Annotated in this window: 12 protein-coding genes and 2 pseudogenes; 6 read left to right on the forward strand and 8 right to left on the reverse strand. The window is 69.0% G+C overall.

Annotated elements, in window-relative coordinates:
- Positions 1-15: 15 nt before the first annotated feature.
- Both ABD883_RS12490 and ABD883_RS12495 read right to left on the reverse strand, forming a co-directional pair.
- Positions 16-1,332, reverse strand: coding sequence for a M1 family metallopeptidase (locus ABD883_RS12490; protein ID WP_345032527.1), 1,317 nt, complete (start codon positions 1,330-1,332; stop codon positions 16-18).
- Positions 1,329-5,363 carry a Pls/PosA family non-ribosomal peptide synthetase gene (locus tag ABD883_RS12495; protein ID WP_345032529.1) on the reverse strand — a complete coding sequence of 1,345 codons (4,035 nt, stop codon included), beginning with the start codon at positions 5,361-5,363 and terminating at the stop codon, positions 1,329-1,331. The genes ABD883_RS12490 and ABD883_RS12495 overlap by 4 nt, the downstream gene beginning before the upstream one ends.
- 188 nt (positions 5,364-5,551) lie before the next feature.
- On the opposite strand from ABD883_RS12495, the gene ABD883_RS12500 reads away from it, so the two are divergent.
- Both ABD883_RS12500 and ABD883_RS12505 read left to right on the forward strand, forming a co-directional pair.
- Positions 5,552-6,157, forward strand: coding sequence for a 4'-phosphopantetheinyl transferase family protein (locus tag ABD883_RS12500; protein WP_345032530.1), 606 nt, complete (start codon positions 5,552-5,554; stop codon positions 6,155-6,157).
- A 200-nt stretch (positions 6,158-6,357) separates the two neighbouring features.
- Positions 6,358-7,470 (forward strand): cysteine desulfurase-like protein, encoded by a 1,113-nt coding sequence (locus ABD883_RS12505; RefSeq protein WP_345032532.1) that lies wholly within the window; start codon positions 6,358-6,360, stop codon positions 7,468-7,470.
- Between the two features lie 45 nt (positions 7,471-7,515).
- Here ABD883_RS12505 and ABD883_RS12510 read toward each other — a convergent pair whose 3' ends face one another.
- Entirely contained in the window at positions 7,516-8,094 is a 579-nt protein-coding gene (locus ABD883_RS12510) for a hypothetical protein (RefSeq protein WP_345032534.1), read from the reverse strand.
- A 347-nt stretch (positions 8,095-8,441) separates the two neighbouring features.
- On the opposite strand from ABD883_RS12510, the gene ABD883_RS12515 reads away from it, so the two are divergent.
- Positions 8,442-11,207: a cation-transporting P-type ATPase gene (locus ABD883_RS12515; RefSeq protein ID WP_345032536.1), complete on the forward strand. Its 2,766-nt coding sequence runs from the start codon at positions 8,442-8,444 to the stop codon at positions 11,205-11,207.
- 200 nt (positions 11,208-11,407) lie between these two features.
- On the opposite strand, the gene ABD883_RS12520 is transcribed toward ABD883_RS12515, so the two are convergent.
- Positions 11,408-11,812 (reverse strand): hypothetical protein, encoded by a 405-nt coding sequence (locus tag ABD883_RS12520; protein ID WP_137319984.1) that lies wholly within the window; start codon positions 11,810-11,812, stop codon positions 11,408-11,410.
- 233 nt (positions 11,813-12,045) lie between these two features.
- Positions 12,046-13,068 (reverse strand): Rv2578c family radical SAM protein, encoded by a 1,023-nt coding sequence (locus ABD883_RS12525; RefSeq protein ID WP_137319983.1) that lies wholly within the window; start codon positions 13,066-13,068, stop codon positions 12,046-12,048.
- 380 nt (positions 13,069-13,448) lie between these two features.
- On the opposite strand from ABD883_RS12525, the gene ABD883_RS12530 reads away from it, so the two are divergent.
- Positions 13,449-14,632, forward strand: a protein-coding gene (locus tag ABD883_RS12530) for an IS3 family transposase (protein WP_425548448.1) whose coding sequence is annotated in 2 segments (ribosomal slippage) — positions 13,449-13,706 and positions 13,709-14,632 — 1,182 coding nt in all. Because the reading frame shifts where the segments join, the coding sequence is not laid out codon by codon here.
- 33 nt (positions 14,633-14,665) lie between these two features.
- Here ABD883_RS12530 and ABD883_RS12535 read toward each other — a convergent pair.
- Positions 14,666-15,346 (reverse strand): annotated as a pseudogene (locus tag ABD883_RS12535) (transposase family protein); the annotation flags it as partial.
- A gap of 167 nt (positions 15,347-15,513) precedes the next feature.
- Between ABD883_RS12535 and ABD883_RS12540 the strand changes: the two are divergent.
- Together ABD883_RS12540 and ABD883_RS12545 are read left to right on the forward strand one after the other, a co-directional pair.
- The gene (locus ABD883_RS12540) at positions 15,514-15,648 is read left to right on the forward strand and encodes a hypothetical protein (RefSeq protein WP_282599429.1); all 135 of its coding nucleotides are present in this window, start codon (positions 15,514-15,516) and stop codon (positions 15,646-15,648) included.
- 19 nt (positions 15,649-15,667) lie between these two features.
- Positions 15,668-15,937 (forward strand): annotated as a pseudogene (locus tag ABD883_RS12545) (MmcQ/YjbR family DNA-binding protein); the annotation flags it as partial.
- Positions 15,938-15,954: 17 nt separating this feature from the next.
- Here the strand turns inward: ABD883_RS12545 and ABD883_RS12550 are convergent.
- The gene (locus tag ABD883_RS12550; protein WP_137319981.1) at positions 15,955-16,995 is read right to left on the reverse strand and encodes a methionine synthase; all 1,041 of its coding nucleotides are present in this window, start codon (positions 16,993-16,995) and stop codon (positions 15,955-15,957) included.
- Positions 16,992-17,996 (reverse strand): putative oxygenase MesX, encoded by a 1,005-nt coding sequence (locus ABD883_RS12555; RefSeq protein WP_137319980.1) that lies wholly within the window; start codon positions 17,994-17,996, stop codon positions 16,992-16,994. Before ABD883_RS12555 ends, ABD883_RS12550 begins: the two co-directional genes overlap by 4 nt.
- Between the last annotated feature and the right edge of the window lie 1,285 nt (positions 17,997-19,281).

Raw genomic sequence — 19,281 nt, forward strand, 5'->3', positions numbered from 1 at the left:
AGGCACCGTTCACGCTCACCACTGCACGGGGAGCGGTGGGAGCGGCTTAGCGTAGAGCCAGTCGTGGATGAGCGGCTCGACCGGGCGGCCGCACACCTGTTCCGCAAGCGCGAGGAACGCCTCGGTGGTGACGTTCGAGCCCCGGTACTGCCCGGTCCAGCGGTGGAGGATCCGGAAGAAGTCTTCGTCCCCGATGTGGAGGCGCAGCGTGTGCAGCGTGAGCGCCCCGCGCTTGTACACCCGGTCGTCGAACATGTCGGCGGCTCCCGGGTCGGCGAGCACGAGGTTCTGCGGCAGGTCCGCCAGCCGCACGTGCTGCTCGCGGGCGCGCTGCTGGGCTGACTTCTGGCCCGACTCCTCGGACCAGATCCACTCCGCGTAGCAGGCGAAGCCCTCGTTGAGCCAGATGTCGGACCAGGACTTCGGCGTCACCGAGTTCCCGAACCACTGGTGGGCCATCTCGTGGGCGATGAGCCGTTCGGCGTTCCACGTCTGCGCCAGGTGGTTGCGCCCGAGGATCGACAGGGGCTGCGATTCGAGCGGGATCTCGAGCACGTCGTCGGTGACGACGATCCCGTAGTGCCCGAACGGGTACTCGCCGAACCGGCGCTCGAACACCGTCATCATCGCGTGCTGCTTGGCGAGGATCCGCTGCGCCTGCTGCCACAGGCCCGCACTGCACGCGAGCGTCATCGGCACCTGCGAGGGCACGTGCGAGCCGCTGTCGACGCTCCCGCGCCGGTACTGACCGATCTGCATCGTCGCAAGATAGGTGGCGAGCGGTTCGGCGGACTCCCAGGTCCACGCGGTGCGCCCGGCCCGCCGGCGGGTGTCGACGAGCTCGCCGTTGGATACCGCCGTGTACTCCGAGTCGACGAGGATCGTCACCCGGAACGTCGCCTTGCTGCTCGGATGGTCGTTGCAGGGGAACCACGTCGCCGCGCCCGTCGGCTGGCCGGCCACGAGTACGCCGTCGGTGAGCTCCTCCCAGCCGACGTCGCCCCACGTGCCCATCGCCGGCCCCGGGGTGCCGGAGTACTGGATCTCGATCTCGAGCTGCTCGTCGACGAGGAACTTCTCCTGCGCCCGGACGACGAGCTTGTTCCGCGTCTGCTTGAACCGGTGCCGGCGGCCGTTGACGAGCACCCGACCGGCCGCGAGGCCGACGAGATCGAGCTCGATCGTCCGGGCATCTGCGAGCATCGAACCGCGCAGGGTCGCCTGCCCGGCGAGCCGGTTGGGCAGGATCTTGTAGTCGAGGTGCAGATCGTAGTGCACGATCCGCACCGCGGCCGTCCCCGAGTGCGGGGTGCAGCGGTCGAGCACCGTCACGTCGGACTCCCTTCAGCGGTGGTGGCCGGGGCGGGCGCCTCGGCGGCGAACGAGGACTCCGGCAGCGCGGGCGCATCGACCCACGGCACCACCGGGTTGCCCGTGAAGTAGGCGTCGGCGGGGACGAACTCACCGCGCATGACGAGCGAGGTCGGGCCGACCGTCGACGACCGCCCGAGGGTCGCCGCCGGCAGGATCACGCTGTTGGGTCCCAGCGTCGCTCCGGCCTCGAGCTCCACGGTATCGAGTGCCATCACCCGGTCGTGGAACAGATGGGTCTGCACGACGCAGCCGCGGTTGACCGTCGAACTGTCAGCGAGGTCGACGAGGTCGGCCTCAGGCAGCCAGTAGGTCTCGCACCACACGCCGTGTCCGATCCGCGCCCCGAGCGCCCGCAGGTACCACACGAGCGCCGGCGTGCCGACGGCCGAGCGCGCGAACCACGGGGCGGCGACGAGCTCGACGAAGCAGTCGGCGACCTCGTTGCGCCAGATGAAAGACGACCACAGCGGGTGCTCCCCGGCGCTGACCCGCCCGACGAACAGCCACTTGGTGACGACGGCGATCCCGGCGGTGACCGCACCGGCGAGCATCATCACGACACCGGACAGGGCGGTCATGACGATCGCCGGCCACACCCCGGCAGTCACCGGTCCCGTGCCCGAGGCGCCCGCTGCCGGGCCGGCGCCCGTCACCTCGGCAGCGGCGGTGAGCAGACCGGTGAGGGCGAGGAACACTCCGGCGACGACGACCCCGGCGGTGAGCACCGCGAGGATCCGCAGCGTCTCCCAGGTGCCGCGCAGCGCCTTGAGCCGCAGCGGCGGATCGTAGGTCAGGGATTCGTCGGCGGCGACCTCCGCGCGGCGGAGCTCGACGGGCGGAGAGCCGATCCACGAGCTGCCCTTCTTCGCCTTCTGCGGGGCGGCCGACAGCACCGCGACGAGCGAGTTCGCGCGCACCCGGCGCCCGGCGGCGGCCATCCCGGAGTTGCCGAGGAAGGCGCGCTTGCCGACCTTGGCCCGGCCGATCCGCATCCACCCGTGGCCGAGCTCGTAGGAGGCGACCATGGTGTCGTCGGCGAGGAACGCCCCGGAGGCGATCTGCGTCATGCTCGGCACGAGCAGCACCGTCGAGGCCTCGACCCCGCGGCCCACGCGGGCGCCGAGGATCCGCAGCCACACGGGGGTCAGCAGGCTCGCGTAGAGGGGGAACAGGAGGTCGCGGGCCATGTCCATGATCCGCTCGGTGGCCCACACCCGGAAGCCCATCGCCGAGCGCACCGGGTAGGTGCCCTCGCGCAGGCCGAGCGCCAGTCCGCGCACGGCGAGGACGATGAGGACCGCGGTGCACACGAACCACACGGCGGCGAGCACCGGCGCCCAGGCGAGCAGCGCGAGCGGAGCCGCGAACACCTCGACCCCGGAGACGGCGACCATGAGCGCGAGCCCGGGCACGGCCGCGGCGTAGGGGATCGCGGCGTGGAAGATCGAGCCGACGGCGTAGAACCAGAACGGGGTGTGGCGGCGGCGCGAGGGCGGGTCCGGGAACGTGTTCTTCGCCTTGCCCACACGGGCGGCGGGGGAGCCGGAGTACACCTGGTTCTTCCGCACCTTGCCGGTGACCGCGGAGCCGGGTTCGACGTGGGCGCCTGCCCCCACCCGGGCGCCGGGCATGAGCGTGGAGCGGGCGCCGACGGTGGCGTTCGCGCCGACGTGGATCGGGCCGATCCGCAGCAGGTCCCCGTCGACCCACCAGCCCTTGAGATCGACCTCGGGTTCGATCGCCGCGCCGTCCTCGAGCGTGAGCAGGCCGGTGATCGGCGGGATCGAGTGGAGGTCGGCGTCGCGGCCGATCCGGTTGCCGAGCAGGGTGGCGTAGCGGGTGACCCACGGCGCGGAGGCGACGGACACGGCCGCGGCCTGCTCGGCGATGTGCTCGGCGAGCCACAGCCGCAGGTGGACGCCGCCGGAGCGGGGGTAGACGCCCGGGCCGACCCCGCGCAGGAGCAGGCGCGCGGCCGCCGCGGAGATGAGCATGCGGCCCCACGCGGTGACGAACATGAGGTAGAGCGCGATGACGAACCACCACGGGGTGGTGACGAGCGGCGCACCGAGGGCCCCGGCGACGTTGCACACGACGAGCGTGAGGACGACCCAGCGCATGCCGGAGAGGATCTGCACCGGGATCCCGAGGAGCGTCTGCAGGAGCTGCATCGTGCGGGCGGTGCGGCGCACCCGGCGCGGCCGGCGGTGGACGTTCTCCGGGGCGTCGGCGCCGGTGCACAGCTCGACGAGCGCCCCGAAGCGCGGGTGAGCGTAGATGTCGCCGACGGTGACCTGCGCGTGCTCGGTGCGCAGCCGGGACACGAGCTGGGCGGCGGCGAGCGAGCCGCCGCCGGCGTCGAAGAAGTCGGTGTCCATGCCGGGCGTGCCGCCCAGCACCGCCGCCCACTGCTGACCGATCCACTCCGCGTGCGCGGGCAGGGGGCCGGCCGCCTCGTCCTCGGCGACCGCGGCGAGCGGCCACGGCAGGGCGTTGCGGTCGACCTTGCCCGAGGTCTTCGTCGGCAGCTCGTCGACGATCGTCAGGCGGGGGACGAGCGCGGGCGGGAGCACCCGGCGGAGCTGCTCGGCGTAGGCGGCGAGCAGTGCGGGCTCGTCCGCCGCGGCCGGGCGCTGCGAGGGAGCGAGGTAGCCGATGAGCAGCTGGGTGCCGCTGGGCGTCGTCTTCACCGCGGCCGCACCGCCGGCGATCCCGGGCAGCGCCTGGAGAGCCGAGTCGACCTCGCCGAGCTCGATCCGCCGTCCGCCGAGCTTGACCTGTTCGTCGGCGCGGCCGACGAACAGCAGGCCGGCCGGGTCGTTGACGACGAGGTCGCCGGAGCGGTAGGCGCGGTCCCAGCCGAGGGTCGGCATCGGCGCGTACTTCTCCGCGTCCTTGACCGGGTCGAGGTAGCGGGCGAGGCCCACCCCGCCGATGATGAGCTCACCCGTCGCCCCCTCGGGCACGGGGACGCCCTGGGCGTCGACGACGGCGAGGTCCCAGCCGTCGAGCGGCAGCCCGATCCGCACCGGACCGGTGGCGCCGAGCGGGGCGGCGCACGCGACGACGGTCGCCTCGGTCGGGCCGTAGGTGTTCCACACCTCGCGGGTGCCGTCGGACAGGCGGGCGGCGAGCTCCGGCGGGCAGGCCTCGCCGCCGAAGATCAGCAGCCGCACGTTGTCGAGCGTCTCCGCCGGCCACAGCGCGGCGAGCGTGGGCACCGTGGAGACGACGGTGATGCGGCGGCTCGACAGCCACGGGCCGAGGTCCATGCCGGACTTGACGAGGGCGCGCGGGGCGGGCACCAGGCAGGCGCCGTGCCCCCAGGCGAGCCACATCTCCTCGCAGCTCGCGTCGAAGGCCACCGACAGGCCGGCGAGCACCCGGTCGCCGGGGCCCAGCGGTTCCGCGATGCAGAAGATCCGGGCCTCGGCGTCGACGAACGCGGCGGCCGAGCGGTGGGTCACGGCCACGCCCTTGGGGGTGCCGGTGGACCCGGAGGTGAAGATCACCCAGCAGTCGTCTCCCGGCTCCGGGGCGCGCAGGGCAGGGGTGTCGGCGAGCGGCCGGTCCGTGGTGCGGGTGATCGTCGGGCGGATCTCCTCGCTCGGCGCCGCGGGGTCGGTGACGACCGCGGCGACACCGGCCTCGGAGAACACGGTGCGGGCGCGCTCGTCGGGATCGTCGACGTCGACGGGGACGTAGGCGGCGCCGATCATGAGCACGGAGAGGATCGAGACGTAGAGGTCGAGGGTACCGCTGGAGACGCGGACGCCGACCTTGTCGCCGGGTCCCACGCCGGCCTCGTGGAGCGCGAAGCCCAGAGCGCGCATCTCGGACACGAGCTCCGTGTAGCTCAGGCTGCGGCGGCCGTCGTCGAGCGCGGGCGCCTCGGGATGGGTCGCGGCGACGGAGAGGATGATGTCGATGAGGGTGCGCGGCAGCGGGGTGCGGTGCGTGCCGGGGAACTGCGGGGGGTGGATGCTCACAGGCCTCGTTCTCGATCTCGTGCGAACGGCGATGTCTCACCCGGAGTCTACGTCGGGCAGGTGACGGGGCCCGGAACCCGCGCCGAGGCGTCGGCCACAGCGAGGAGGGGAGGGCGCCGGGTCGGCGATACTGGACCCGACCGCGCGGAGTCGGACCCCAGGGGCGCGCGGGTGGGAAGGAGGATGTCGTGGAGTGGACCATCGAGCAGGCGCCCGACGGCGTCGACCCCGCGCACGCCCTCCTCACCGGTCTCGTCGCCCGCGTGCACTCGGTGTCGGCCGAGGCGGTGCGCATCGAAGCGACCGTCCGCGGCCGGCGGGCCCGGGCCGGCGCCGCCCCGGTGGCAGTGTCGCTGTCCCGGACGGCCGGCTGGGTCGCCGCGGCGTGCAGCGGGCCGGGAGAGCCCGGCAGCGTGGGCATCGACGCCGAGGCGTGGGCCCCGTTCCGCGATTCCGGCACCCGCGCCGGCTCCTTCGCCGATGTCGCGCTCGCGGCGGAGGAGCGGATCTGGTTCCGCGCCGCCGCGGGTGCGACCGAGGCCGAGCGCCTCGCCGCACTGCTGCGCACCTGGGTGCGGAAGGAGGCGGTGCTCAAGGCGCTCGGCACCGGCTTCGACACCGCCCGCGGCGGTCTCGACCCCGCTGCGATCGTCCTCGGCCCGCCCTGGGACCCGCCGACCTGCACGAGTCATCCGGAGGTCGAACTCGCCGACCACCTCGCCGGCGGTGACGATCCGGTGCTCGTGAGCACCGCGCACCGTGCGAGCGGGCAGGCGAGCAGGCAGGCGGACTGACGGACCCGCGGGCCCGACGGCCACCCCTTCCCTCCCGACGTCCCGGCACCTAGCGTGTGAGGCGAGGGCCGGGACCGGGCCGCCCGGGAGAGGAACTCCGCCATGACCTACGACCTCGCAGCCCTGCGCCACGCGTTCCCCGCGCAGTCGAGCAGGATCGCCCACTTCGACGGCCCCGGGGAACCCAGACCCCGGCCGCGGTGGGCCGGGCCGTCGCCTCCACCCTCACCGGGCCGCTGTCGAACAAGGGCGCGGGGATCGACTCCGAGCGCAACGCCCTCGATGCGATGGCCGCGTTCCGGTCCGCGCTCGCCGACCTCGTGTCCTCCGACCCGCTCGGCATCGTCTACGGGCGCTCCGCGGCGACCTTCGCCTACGAGTTCGCCGGGCACCTGTCCCGGGACTGGGGGCCGGGCGACGAGGTCGTCGTCACCCGCCTCGACCACGACTCGAACATCAGTCCCTGGGTGCAGACCGCGCAGCGGACCGGGGCGAGCGTGCGCTGGATCGACCTCGACCCGGACACCGGGGAGCTCGACCTCGAGTGCACCCGCGCGGTGATCGGCGAGCGCACCGTGCTCGTCGCGCTCACCGGCGCCTCGAACCTGCTCGGCACCATCCCACCGGTGCGCGCGGTCGCGGACCTCGCCCACGCCCACGGCGCCCTCGTGTGGGTCGACGCCGTGCACCTCGCCGCCCACGTCCTGATCGACCGGGAGGCGCTCGGCGCGGACCTCCTCGTGTGCTCGCCGTACAAGTTCCTCGGCCCCCACTGCGCCGCGCTCGCCGCCGACCCCGCGCTCCTCGCCGCGATCACCCCGGAGAAGCTCACGCCGCAGACGGACGCCGTACCCGACAGGTACGAGCGCGGCACCCTGCCGTACGAGCTCATGGCCGGGGTGACCGCCGCCGTGGACTTCCTCGCCGAGATCGCACCGGGCCGGGAGACCGGTCGCAGGGCACGCCTCGCCCGGTCCTATGCCGCGATCGCCGCGCACGAGCACAGGCTGCTCGATCGCCTCGAGACCGGCCTGGCGGAGCTCGGGCCGCGCGTCGTGTCGTGGTCCCGGGCCCGGGAACGGACCCCGACGGTGTGCGTCACCCTGCCCGGCCGCGACGTCCGCGCAGCCTACCGGCACCTCGCCGACGCCCACCGGGTGCTCGCCCCGGCCGGGGACTTCTACGCCTGGGAGGCGGTTTCCCGCCTCGGTCTGCTCGACCGCGTGGGCCTGCGGATGGGGATCGCCCCGTACACCGATGAGCGCGACGTCGACCGGCTGCTCACCGGGCTCGAGGACTTCCTCGACGGCTGAGCCGCGCCCGCCCCGCGGGGTGCCGTACGCCGGCCCCGGTGCGGGTCAGCTCCGCTTGAGCCGGCCCATGACGACCCGTTCGGTGAGGCGCAGCACCGCGGCGATCGGGGCGGCCGCGCGCGAGGCGAGGGCCGCTCCCGGCAGCAGCGCGCCGCGGCGCGCGAGCGGCGGGCCGATCTTCGCGAGCAGGGAGATCGCCGCCGGCGCCGGTCGGATGAACAGGGTGATGCGGTCGATGCGGCCGTCCGCGGCGAGATGGAGCCACTGGATCTCCTCGAGATTGGCGCCGTCGAGGGTGTTCGTCCCGTGGAGCACCCAGTCGCGGCCGGAACCGGTGAGCGCGGTGATCTCGATGTCGTCGAGGAGCTCGAACGCGGACTCGAGGACCGCCATGACCTCACCCGGGCCGGTGAACCGGAACCGGTCGGTGAGCGGGGAGACGAGCTCGACGACCGGGGCGAGCTGGGCGCGCAACCTCGCGGTCTCCTGCACACGGTCGGCGGCGACCCACGCGGCGACGGTGTCCGGCGGCAGAACGGGGGAGAGCGGAGCGGGATCAGGCGCCGCGTTCGCGGATCCCGTGGCGGGGCCGGGCTCGGTGGTGCGGCTGGTCGGATCGGTCATGGCGGTCCCTCTCTCCGGTATGCGGCCACGGTAGTCCACGGCCCGCCCCGCGTCACCCGCCCGGCGCGAGGTGCGGTGCACCGGGACCGAGGGGTGCTGTGCGACGGGACGGCGCGTCCCATTCCGGGACACCGGCGAGCAGGCGCACCGGAGTCGGGGCGTAGCATGGACGACAGAGCCGATCCGGACGGGGAAACCGCTGGTCACCACCTCGTGAGCGGTAAGGAACCCTGTCGCCGGGGGCGCCGGGTCGGATGCCGTCCGACCGGTCCCCGAACCGCCCGGTCGGACCCGTACCCGACGCATACCCGGAACCGGCCGGCAGGCCGACCGGGGCAGGAGACCTGATGACCGCAAGCCCGCAGCTGTTCTCCGCCGACCGCCCGCCGCACGCGCTGCCCGAGCAGGACGTGCTCTCCGCTCTCGACACCGACGACTCCGGACTCGATTCGACGCGCGCCGCCGAGATCCTCGCCGCGACCGGCCCGAACGCGCTGCCGCCGAGCGAGCAGGAGACGACGCTGCAGCGGCTGCTGCGCCAGTTCCACGACCCGATGATCTACGTGCTGCTCGCCGCCGCGGTCTTCACCGGCATCCTCGGCGAGGTCATCGACACGATCGTCATCCTCGCCGTCGTCCTCATCAACGCGCTCGTCGGGTTCTTCCAGGAGGGCAAGGCCGCCGATGCGCTCGAGAGCATCCGCTCGATGCTGTCCCTCGACAGCGAGGTGCTGCGCGACGGCGACTGGACCGAGGTCGACGCGGAGGAGCTCGTGCCCGGTGACATCGTGCGGCTGCGCGCCGGCGACAAGGTCCCTGCCGACCTCCGGCTGCTCCGCTCCGTCAACCTCCGCATCGAGGAGTCCGCGCTCACCGGGGAGTCGGTGCCGGCGGAGAAGGCCGTCGACCCGGTCGCCGCGGACGCCGTGCTCGGGGACCGCTCGTCGATGGCCTACTCCGGCACCGTCGTCGCCGCGGGCTCCGGCACCGGCGTCGTCACCGCCACCGCCACCGGCACGGAGATCGGGCGCATCACCACGATGCTCAGCGAGGTCGAGTCGATGGACACCCCGCTCACCCGCTCGATGACCCGCTTCTCCTCGCTGCTCGCGATCGTCGCCGTGGTGCTCGCCGTCGGCATGGTGCTCCTGTCCTGGCTCCTCTACGACCACCCGTGGCCGCGCCTGCTCATGTCCGCGATCGGCTTCGCCGTCGCCGCGATCCCCGAGGGCCTGCCCGCCGTGCTCGCGATCACCCTGGCCCTCGGCGTGCAGGCGATGGCCTCGCGCAACGCGATCACCCGCCGCATGAACTCGGTGGAGACGCTCGGCTCGGTGACGACGATCTGCTCGGACAAGACCGGCACGCTCACCCGCAACGAGATGACCGTGCGCGAGGTCGTCACCACCGCCGGCCGGTTCGAGGTCACCGGCATCGGGTACGCGCCCGACGGCGAGATCCGCGCCGCGGATCCTGCCACCGCGGGCGCCCCGGGTGCCGGCACCGAGGACGCCGCCGCAGGCGGGACGATCGAGCTCGCAGCGCACCCCGGGCTCGCCGCCATCGCCGAGGTGGCCGCGCTCGCCAACGACTCCCGTGTCGTCGAGCGCGACGGGGAATGGGTCCTCAACGGGGAGCCGACCGACGGCGGCATCCGCACCTTCGCCCTCAAGTCCGGCGCCCACCCGCAGGCCGAGCGGCTCGCCGAGGTGCCCTTCGACTCCGAGTACAAGTACATGGCCACCCTCGATGCCGGGGCGGACGGCACCCGGCTGGTCCACCTCAAGGGCGCACCCGACCGGCTCCTCGACCGCTGCGACCGGCAGGGGGACGGCCCCGATGCGGGCACCCCGCTCGACCGGGCCCACTGGGAGGCGGAGATCGACCGGCTCGGCGCCTCGGGCCTGCGCGTGCTGGCCGCCGCCGAACGGCGCGCCGACCCGGGCACCGATGAGCTCACCACGGACGACGTCGATGCGGGCGGCTTCGTGCTCCTCGGCCTGTTCGGGATCATCGATCCGCCGCGCGAGGAGGCGATCGAGGCGATCCGCACCGTGCAGCGCGCCGGCGTTCGGGTGCGGATGATCACCGGTGACCACGCCGGCACCGCGACCGCGATCGCCCGGGAGATGGGGATCGGTGATCGCGCGATCACCGGGGCGGAGCTCGAGGCGAGCACCGACGAGGAACTGCGGGAGATCGTCCGCGAGCACGACGTCTATGCGCGCACGAGCCCGGAGCACAAGCTGCGGCTCGTGCAGGCGCTCCAGGCCGACGGCGAGGTCGTGTCGATGACCGGCGACGGCGTCAACGACGCCCCCTCGCTCAAGCGCGCCGACGTCGGCGTGGCGATGGGCATCAAGGGCACGGAGGCGACCAAGGAGGCCGCCGACATCGTCCTCACCGACGACAACTTCGCCTCGATCGCGGCCGCCGTGGAGATGGGCCGGACGATCTACGACAACCTCCGCAAGGCGATCATCTTCATGCTCCCGACGAACGGCGCGCAGGGTCTCGTCATCCTCGTCGCGATGGTCGCCGGCATGACCCTGCCGATCACCCCGCTCCAGGTGCTGTGGGTCAACCTCATCACCGCGGTGACGCTGTCGCTCGCGCTGTCCTTCGAGCCCTCGGAGCCCGGCATCATGGAGCGGCCGCCCCGGGATCCGCGGGCCTCCCTGCTCGACTCCGAGGCGGTCGTGCGGATCGCCTACGTGTCCCTGCTGCTCGGCGGGGCGACGATCGGGGCGTTCCTGCTCGCGCAGTCCGGTGGGCTCGACCTCGAGACCTCGCGGACGATCGCGGTGCACACGCTCGTCGTCGGGCAGATCTTCTACCTGTTCGCCAGCCGGTTCACCACCGCGTCCAGCATGCGCCGTGAGCTGTTCACGACGAACGGCATCTCGTGGCTGTGCGTCGCGCTGATGATCGGGCTGCAGCTCGCCTTCGGGTACCTTCCGTTCATGCAGGTCGCGTTCGCCACCACCGCCGTGCCGCTCAGCGGCTGGCTGCTTCCGGTGATCGTCGGGGTCGTCGTGTTCCTCACCGTCGAGGTCGACAAGGCCCTGCGGCGGCGCGCCCGGAAGGCCACGGTCGGGGTGAGCACAGCCTGACCCGCGGTTCCCGCCTCGGGACCGGCTCCGGATCGCAAGTCGGGGGCGGATCGGCCCGAGCCGGGACAGGTTCAGACGACACAGGCGGGGCACCCGGAATCCGGGTGCCCCGCCTGTATCGTGCTCAGGGTGCGCTCGTGAACTCGGGCCCGTCGTGCGGCCGCGCTCAGCGCTGCCGTGTCACGGCCGGAGGAGGCGCGTCACTTGCGGCCGAAGATCAGCGCGATCGCGATCGCGGCGAGCCAGGCGTCCTTGGCCAGCGCGGTGCCGTCCTGGCTGGGACGCACACCGTCCTCCTCGGTCATCGCCGGGTTGCGGAAGTACATCGCGAGCATCCCTGCGGCGAAGGTGCCCAGCGCGGCTCCGGCGATGCGCTTGGGGACCATGGGGGCGAGCAGCGCCGCGCCGACCGCGATCTCCCCGTAGCTCACGAACTTCGCGAACTGTTCCGGGGTGAGCTCGCCGAGCTTCGGCACGCCGGAGGCGGCCATGCCCTGGAGACCCTCGGCCATCTCGCGCGGCATGCCGAGCTTGCCGACGCCGGAGTTGAGGATGAAGGCGCCGGGGATGGCGCGGAGCGCGGTGGTGGCGATGCTGAAGCCCATGGGGGTCCCTTCGTCGAATGCGGTCGGTGTCCGTCGAGGCTGCAGAGGCCTTGGTGCGGCCGTGTCCATCAACCCCAACAGCACGCCCCGGCGGGGTATTCCGGGGTTCGAGCCCGCGTGGTCGCTGGGTGCTGGGGGAGTGCGATGGAAACCGCACCGGCGGGCGCAGCCTGCACAGTCTCCGCCCGCCGGTGCAGTTCCTGCTGCAGTCCGTGTTCCGGGTGCAGGCCTCGTCAGAAGAGCGTCGGTGTGAGCGCGGGGGCGGCGGCCGGAACTGCCTGCCGATCCCGGGAGCGTCCTCGCGCGTAGTCGTCGTCCGCCCGCGAACTGAGCCCGTACCGGTCGAGGAGCGGGCCGATCCGCCGGGACAGCTGGGCGCGGTAGGAACGCGGCGCGTGGGAGGAGTGCGCATAGAGGGCGCGGTAGCGGCGGCTCAGGTGCGGGTGCTCACGGTCGATCCAGGCGAGGAACCACTCGCGCGCACCCGGTCGCAGATGGAGGGCGCCGTGGACGACCCGGGTCGCACCGGATGCGGCGATGGCACGCACCGCGGTCTCGAGCTGTGCGGGGGAGTCGGTGAGGTAGGGGAGGACCGGCATGAGGAACACCGTGACCCGGAACCCGAGGTCTGCCGCGGCGCGCACGGTGGCGAGCCGGGCGGCCGTCGTCGGGGTACCGGGTTCCACCATCTGCTGGAGTGCGTCGTCGAACACCGCGATCGACATCGCGAGGTCGACCGGGACGTCCTCGGCGACACGGGCGAGCAGCGGCAGGTCGCGGCGCAGCAGGGTGCCCTTGGTGAGGATCGAGAACGGGGTGCCGTGCGCGGCGAGCGCGTCGATGATCCCGGGCATGAGCGCGTAGCGGCCCTCCGCCCGCTGATAGGGATCGGTGTTCGTGCCGAGCGCCACGTGCTCACCCACCCAGCGGGGCCGCGCGAGCTCGGCGGCGAGCACCTGAGCGATATTGACCTTGACGACGACCTGCGAATCGAAGTCCTCACCCGCGTCGAGGTCGAGGTAGCGGTGGGTATTGCGCGCGAAGCAGTAGACGCAGGCATGCGAGCAGCCGCGGTAGGGGTTGACCGTCCAGGGGAACGGCATGGCGCTGGCCGGCGGGACCTTGTTGAGCGCGGTCTTGGCGAGGACCTCGTGGAAGGTCATCCCGGCGAACTCCGGCGTGCTCACCGTGCGGAGCAGGCCGCGGACGTTGACCATCGCCATCGGATCGAGGACGCTCTGCTGGTTCCACCTCATGGTCGTCCTCCGTCCACCTGCCGCCGCCCTCCTGCTGCCGGGCGCTGTGCGCACCACCGGCGCCTGCATCGTCGGAGCGCGGGGCGCGCTCTGCGCCCGATACAACGATTCGAACACATGTTCTAACGCCGGTCAAGGGGTGAGGAAGGGGCGAGGAAGGAGGGGGCTGCGGTGACGCGGAGGGCGTCAGGTGCACTGAATGACGGAGGTCCGGAATCCCTGTGGATTCCGGACCTACGGTTCCGACACTGTGTCGGAAAAATCTGTCGGGCTAGCGGTGTTGAGTCTCAGTACATCGTCAACACCTGTCTCAATACATAGGGACTGCTGAGGGTTTAGTTGACTTCACGACTGGATAAGTTCCAGGAAGGATGGAAGTCATGCCAAAGATCTACACCGATGAGTTCAAGCAATCAGCTCTCGAGCTCCTGGGCGAGGGGATGACCCAGAAGCAGGTCTGCGCCGACCTCGGCATCTCGAAGTCAGCTCTCCAGGCCTGGGTGCGTGACTCACGCCTGCGTGAGCACGGACTCGAGCCCTCTCGTGATGTCGAGGAGTCTCGCGCCCAGGCAGCAGCACTGAAGCGGATCAGGGAACTCGAGCGGGAGAACAAGATCCTCCGCGAGGCTGCAGCGTATCTCTCGCAAGCGAACTTGAAGCTCGGTGGTCATCACCCAAAATGATGTACCCGCTGGTCCTCGACCTTGCTGCCGCCGGGGTGCCGGTGGCAGTGGCCTGCCGGGTACTCGGCTTTACCAAGCAGGGTTTCTACAAGTGGTGCGCGAAACCTGTCTCTGACCGGGAACTCGAGGAGGCGCACTTGATCAATGCCGCCTACGACGTTCATACGGACGATCCTGGGTTCGGGCACCGGTTCATCGCTGATGAGCTCCAGGCGTGCGGATACAGCGCCTCTGAACGTCGTGTGTGGCGGCTGTGCTCGCAGCAGGAGCTGTTCTCCCACACGATCAAACGAGCCCGGAAGCACGGTAAGAAGCCCGGCCCGCCAGTGTGTGATGACCTCGTCGAACGCGACTTCACAGCAAAGGCAGTCAACGAGTTGTGGCTGACCGATATCACCGAGCATCACACCAGTGAGGGCAAGCTGTATATGTGCGCGGTCAAGGATGTGTTCAGCAACAGAATCGTCGGTTATGCCATCGATTCGAGGATGAAATCTCGTCTGGCTGTGGCGGCGATTGATGACGCTGTGGCTCGTCGTGGCGGACCGCGAGCCGTGGCAGGGTGTGTCGTTCACTCGGATCGCGGGTCGCAATTTCGCTCTCGTAAGTTCCAGCAGGTTCTACGGCGTTACGGGCTAGTCGGATCGATGGGTCGGGTCGGCGCTGCTGGTGATAATGCGGCGATGGAATCGTTCTTCGCTGTGTTGCAGAAGAACGTCCTCGACCGGGGCCGTTGGGACACGCGAGCGAGGTTGCGGACATCGATCGTCCACTGGGTCGAGCGGACCTACCACCGGAAGCGTCGGCAACGGCGTTTGGGTAAACTGACTCCGGTTGAATACGAGCTTGTTCACCACAAGGCCGTCGCTCTGGCGGCATAAACCCCGGAGTCAACTAAACCGTCAGCAGTCCCCCTCGATCCCCTCCCTGAACCCCTCGCTCTGAGCATCCAGCCAGGTCTTGAACACCTGCTTGGAACGACCCGGGACCATGTCCAGCAGCCGGGCAGGGCCGCGGCGTTCCTTCACCGGGGTCAGATCGATGACCACGGTGACATAGTGGGAGCCGCGCCCGGTGTGGCGCCAGCAATGCTCATCAACACCTATGACCTTCACCCCGTCGAACCGGTGAGGGTCCTCAATGAGCAGGTCCCGGCCGGCGGCCAACACGGCGTCGTTGACGGTATGCCAAGAGCAGGCCAGTGCGGCGGCGACCCTTGCGATGCTCATCCTGTCGATCACCACCGACTTCAGGGCCCACAGCACCGCATGCCTGCTCAACTTCGCCCGCGGTGCCGCCGCTGTGGTGGTGTCCTGGCGCCAGACGATGCCACAGTCAGCACATCGGTATCGGCGAACCCGAACCCACAGCACCGTGGGTCGCCACCCCAACGGTAGGTGCGCCAGCTTCCGGACTACCGTGCCCCGCGGCAGCCCCTCTGCGCCACAGTTACGGCACCATGGATCGTCTTCGATGACTCTGCATTCCAGGATGGCCCGGTCGCGGCGGATCTGTTGGCCGGTGACCATCAGGCCGAGGGAGTCGAGGAGGCAGAAGCTGTTGAGGTCAGGGGTGGTGAAAGTAGGCTGGGGCATCGTCGAGGTCTTCTGGATGGATTGGTGTAAGAACCTCCATCTTCGGAAGGCCTCGACCTCTATCCACCTATCGCCACGCCGACCCTGATCCTCATCCCCGCCTCTACACCCTCAAACGCGAAGAGCCATCAAATTTCGACTCACTGTGGGTGATCGAGGAGATGGGCATGGATCCGATCTCCTATGCCACGGTGAAGCGGTGGCTGTCGATCTACGCCACCGAGAAGTTCCGCCGCCGGCTGGCCGCAGCCCTAGAAGCTCAGCACCATCCACGACACCATCCAGGGTGCACACTAACCTGATAAAAGTCGGGTCCGGGGCAAGGTGTTCATGCTCCAGACTGAGGTCACCGGTGAACCGCTGGTGGTCCTGAAAGCCTCACCAGAGGATGCGAGCTTCCTGCGCGAGCACCACAGCCACATCACCCCCGGGTATCACATGAAAAAGAAGCACTGGATCACCCTGCATGCCGACGGCGACGTCGACAAACAGATGGTGGACGATCTGGTCACTGAGTCCTACCTTTTGGTTGTGGAGAAGAACCTCCCCCGGCGGGAGTGGCCCGTGAACCCGGAGACCTTCGGCAGCTGACAGGGTGGTGGTCACCCTTAGGCGGCGGGCTCTGTAGAAAGCTCTCTGCGAACGATTTCCGCCCCGGCGCTCAAGGCGCCCAGCTTGGCCCGGGCCACACTACGTGACAGAGGAGCCATCCCACAGTTGGTGGAGGCCCAGAGCTTATCGGCGTCGACAAACTGCAGTGCATTGCGCAGGGTCGCGGCAACCTCTTCAGGTGTCTCCACAGCGGTATTGGCCACATCGATCGCGCCGACCATCAGCTTCTTACCGCGGACCAGCTCGAGAAGGTCAGTGGGCACATGGGAGTTATGGCATTCCAGCGAGACGATATCGAGGCTCGACTTCTGGATCTGAGGGAAGGTCTCCTCGTATTGGCGCCACTCGGAGCCCAGGGTCTTCTTCCAGTTGGTATTGGCCTCAATCCCGTAGCCGTAGCAGATATGCACGGCCGTTTCGCAGCTGAGCCCCTCGGCGGCTCGCTCCAGAGCAGCGATACCCCATTCGTTGACCTCATCGAAGAAGACGTTGAAGGCCGGCTCATCGAATTGGACGATATCTACACCAGCGGCTGCTAGTTCCTTAGCCTCCTGGTTGAGGATCTCGGCGAACTTCCAGGCCAGTTCTGCACGGCTGCCGTAGCGAGCATCGTAGAGGGTGTCGACCATAGTCATCGGCCCGGGCAGAGCCCATTTGATGGGCGCGTCAGTATGTGCTCGTAGGGTCTCAGCATCGGCGACAAAGACCGGACCTTTGCGGGTGACATCATCGACCACCACGGGCACCGAGGCGTCATAGCGGTCTCGGATTCGCACCACCTTGCGGTTCTCGAAGTCCACCCCATTGAGGTTCTCGATGAAGGTTGTGACGAAATGCTGGCGGGTCTGTTCGCCATCGCTGACGATGTCGATTCCCTCGGCCCGCTGGTCTGCCAGGGCCAGGAGCAGGGCGTCCCGTTTGCCCTCGGTAAGGGCTTCGCCCTCGAGTTTCCAAGGTGACCAGAGTGTCTCTGGCTGGGCCAGCCAGGAGGGCTTGGGGAGGCTTCCGGCGGATGTGGTGGGCAGAAGTTTGTTCATGATGTCATTCCCTGAAGTTGGTGGTGGTAGTCCGAGTAGCGAGCAGACCACTGCTCAAGAGTTTTCCCATGCGGGATGATGAGGTTCTCCTGGACGAACCTGCCCTGCTCCGCACCAAGACGAGCACGCTCGTCTCTGTCGTAGACGATCCCGGTTGCCGAGAAGTCCGAGTGCTTCAAGCTGGGCTGATAAGCATCGCCAGCCGGGGTGTTGGCGTTGTAGATCTCAGGCCGGTAGATCTTCTGGAAGGTCTCCATAGTGCTGATCGTGGCGATCAGTTCCAGATTGGTGTAGTCCTCGAGGAGATCACCGAGGAAGTAGAAAGCCAACGGTGCGGCACTCTTGGGCGGCATGAAGTAGCGGACCCGCATGCCCATCTTCCCGAAGTACTGATCAGTCAAGGAGAACTCATCCTGCTGATACTCGACGCCAAGAACGGGGTGCTCATATCCCGTGCGGTGGTAGGTTCTGCTGGTGGAGACGCTGATGCAGATCACCGGCAGCTTGCTGAAGTGTGTGGCGTAGGTGTCTGAGGCGAGGAGGCCCTTGAAGAGATTGCCGTGGAGCTCCCCGAAGTCCTCCGGCAGTGCTGATCCGTTCCTGCTGCATTCGGGAAGCCGGATACTGAAGTCGTAGTCACGCACATAGGAGGAGAAGTTATTGCCCACAATCCCTTCAAAGCGTTCACCTTGTTGAGTGTCCACCACGGTGGTTTGCAGCATTTCGATCACCGGGAATGAGGCGGCACCTTCTTCTGCCTGAAGTTCGATGTTCACCGAGACAATATCGAGCTCAACCCGGTATCGGTCCCCACCTGCGTCCTCCTGCGAGGCCAGCTCATTGCAACGATCATCAATCATCGCCAGGGCCTTGCGCAGGTTCTGCTGCCGGTTCTCACCACGGGCAAGATTGGCGAAATTGGTCGTCAGGCGGGTGCCTTCCAGAGGCTGGTAGGTCACGTCGAAACGAGTCTTCTCAATGGAGAATGCCACCTCTGTCATCGCAGCAACACCGCCGGGGTCAGAGCAGCCTCGCGCTCAATGTGATGTGAAGAAGAGATCAGACGCATGATGCTTCGCCCGAAGCCAGGCGCTGGGTGCGAAGCTCCGGGCTGCTGTCCTTTCATAGGTCACGCCCCTAGGGAGTCCTCGCATCTGCGAAGACGCACTAGGAGCACACGGCTGTGTACAGGTGTTCGCAGCGGTGCCCGGCCGATTCCTGGCCAGACGCGAGGCTTCGCATACGCGCTGCAGATAAGGGCTTCACCGGCGCTGGAGCACCGTTTATGTTCAGCCCATCGCAGTCATACTAACAATATTGTTCAGTCTCGCGGGAAATGTACTAGCCTGTCGCAATCATGTGGATCCTGCCCGTGCCGCGGCCAAGGGGCACGAGGTAAAGGGAACACAGAGTTTGTCTCGCCGAATCCGCTGCCTGGCTAGAACAGCGGAGAGGCGTACGTGGTGAGGAAGACTGCGTGCATAGGAGGGCGAAGAGCAGGAACGTGGCTCCCATAGCGGACCCACCAGCTGGCTTGTCGGCCATCTCTCTGCGCAACCGCGGACGGGACGGGACGGTGAGGTTCATCGCTGAGAACAGCACCAGGAACCGACCCGACCGGATCCCTGGCTCCACCGAGAACGGAGCCACCACAGGCGGAGAGACTTCGGCCTGCCATAGCATCCGCAACCATCACCAGGGCTTCAGCCCGCTGTGACCAGCAAGCACAGCTAGAGTTTGGCCGCCGGAGGCGGCCCGGGGTTTTCGTGGAGAACGTGATCTTTCTCGGCGAAGGAGCTGTGCGAATGTCCTATCTGAACATTCTTTCCTCGGTGCCTCGGGTATGGATCGGGTGTTTGGCCTGTTACAACGCAGGCCGCCTCACCGGTGATTGATTCGAGGCAGCCACCGCCGATGAAGTCACCCTCGAACGGGTGCATGGTCGGCCCACCTCCCATGAGGAGCTCTGGGTCTTTGACCATGAGGGCCTGCCGGTCACCTCCGAGCTGAGCCCCCAGCATGCAGCTAGGCTCATCGGGCGGATCAACGAGGTCGACCTGACTTTTATCAGGGGGTCTGATTCTGGGGGTCGGCAGCTTGCTGACCTGGGGTTTCTATTAGTGGGTGCACATGTCCCGCGTCAAGTAGTTGGCAGGATTTCCTTGGTTTTGAATGTCGGGGTGGTGGGGTCGGCCAGGCCCCGGGTGCACCTCCTTGGGCCGGTTCCATGAGATGGCCTCGTGGGGCCGGAGCTCGTTGTACTCGATCCGGTAGTCCTCGGCCCGC

This window comes from Brevibacterium pityocampae (assembly GCF_039541555.1).
Taxonomy (GTDB): domain Bacteria; phylum Actinomycetota; class Actinomycetes; order Actinomycetales; family Brevibacteriaceae; genus Brevibacterium; species Brevibacterium pityocampae.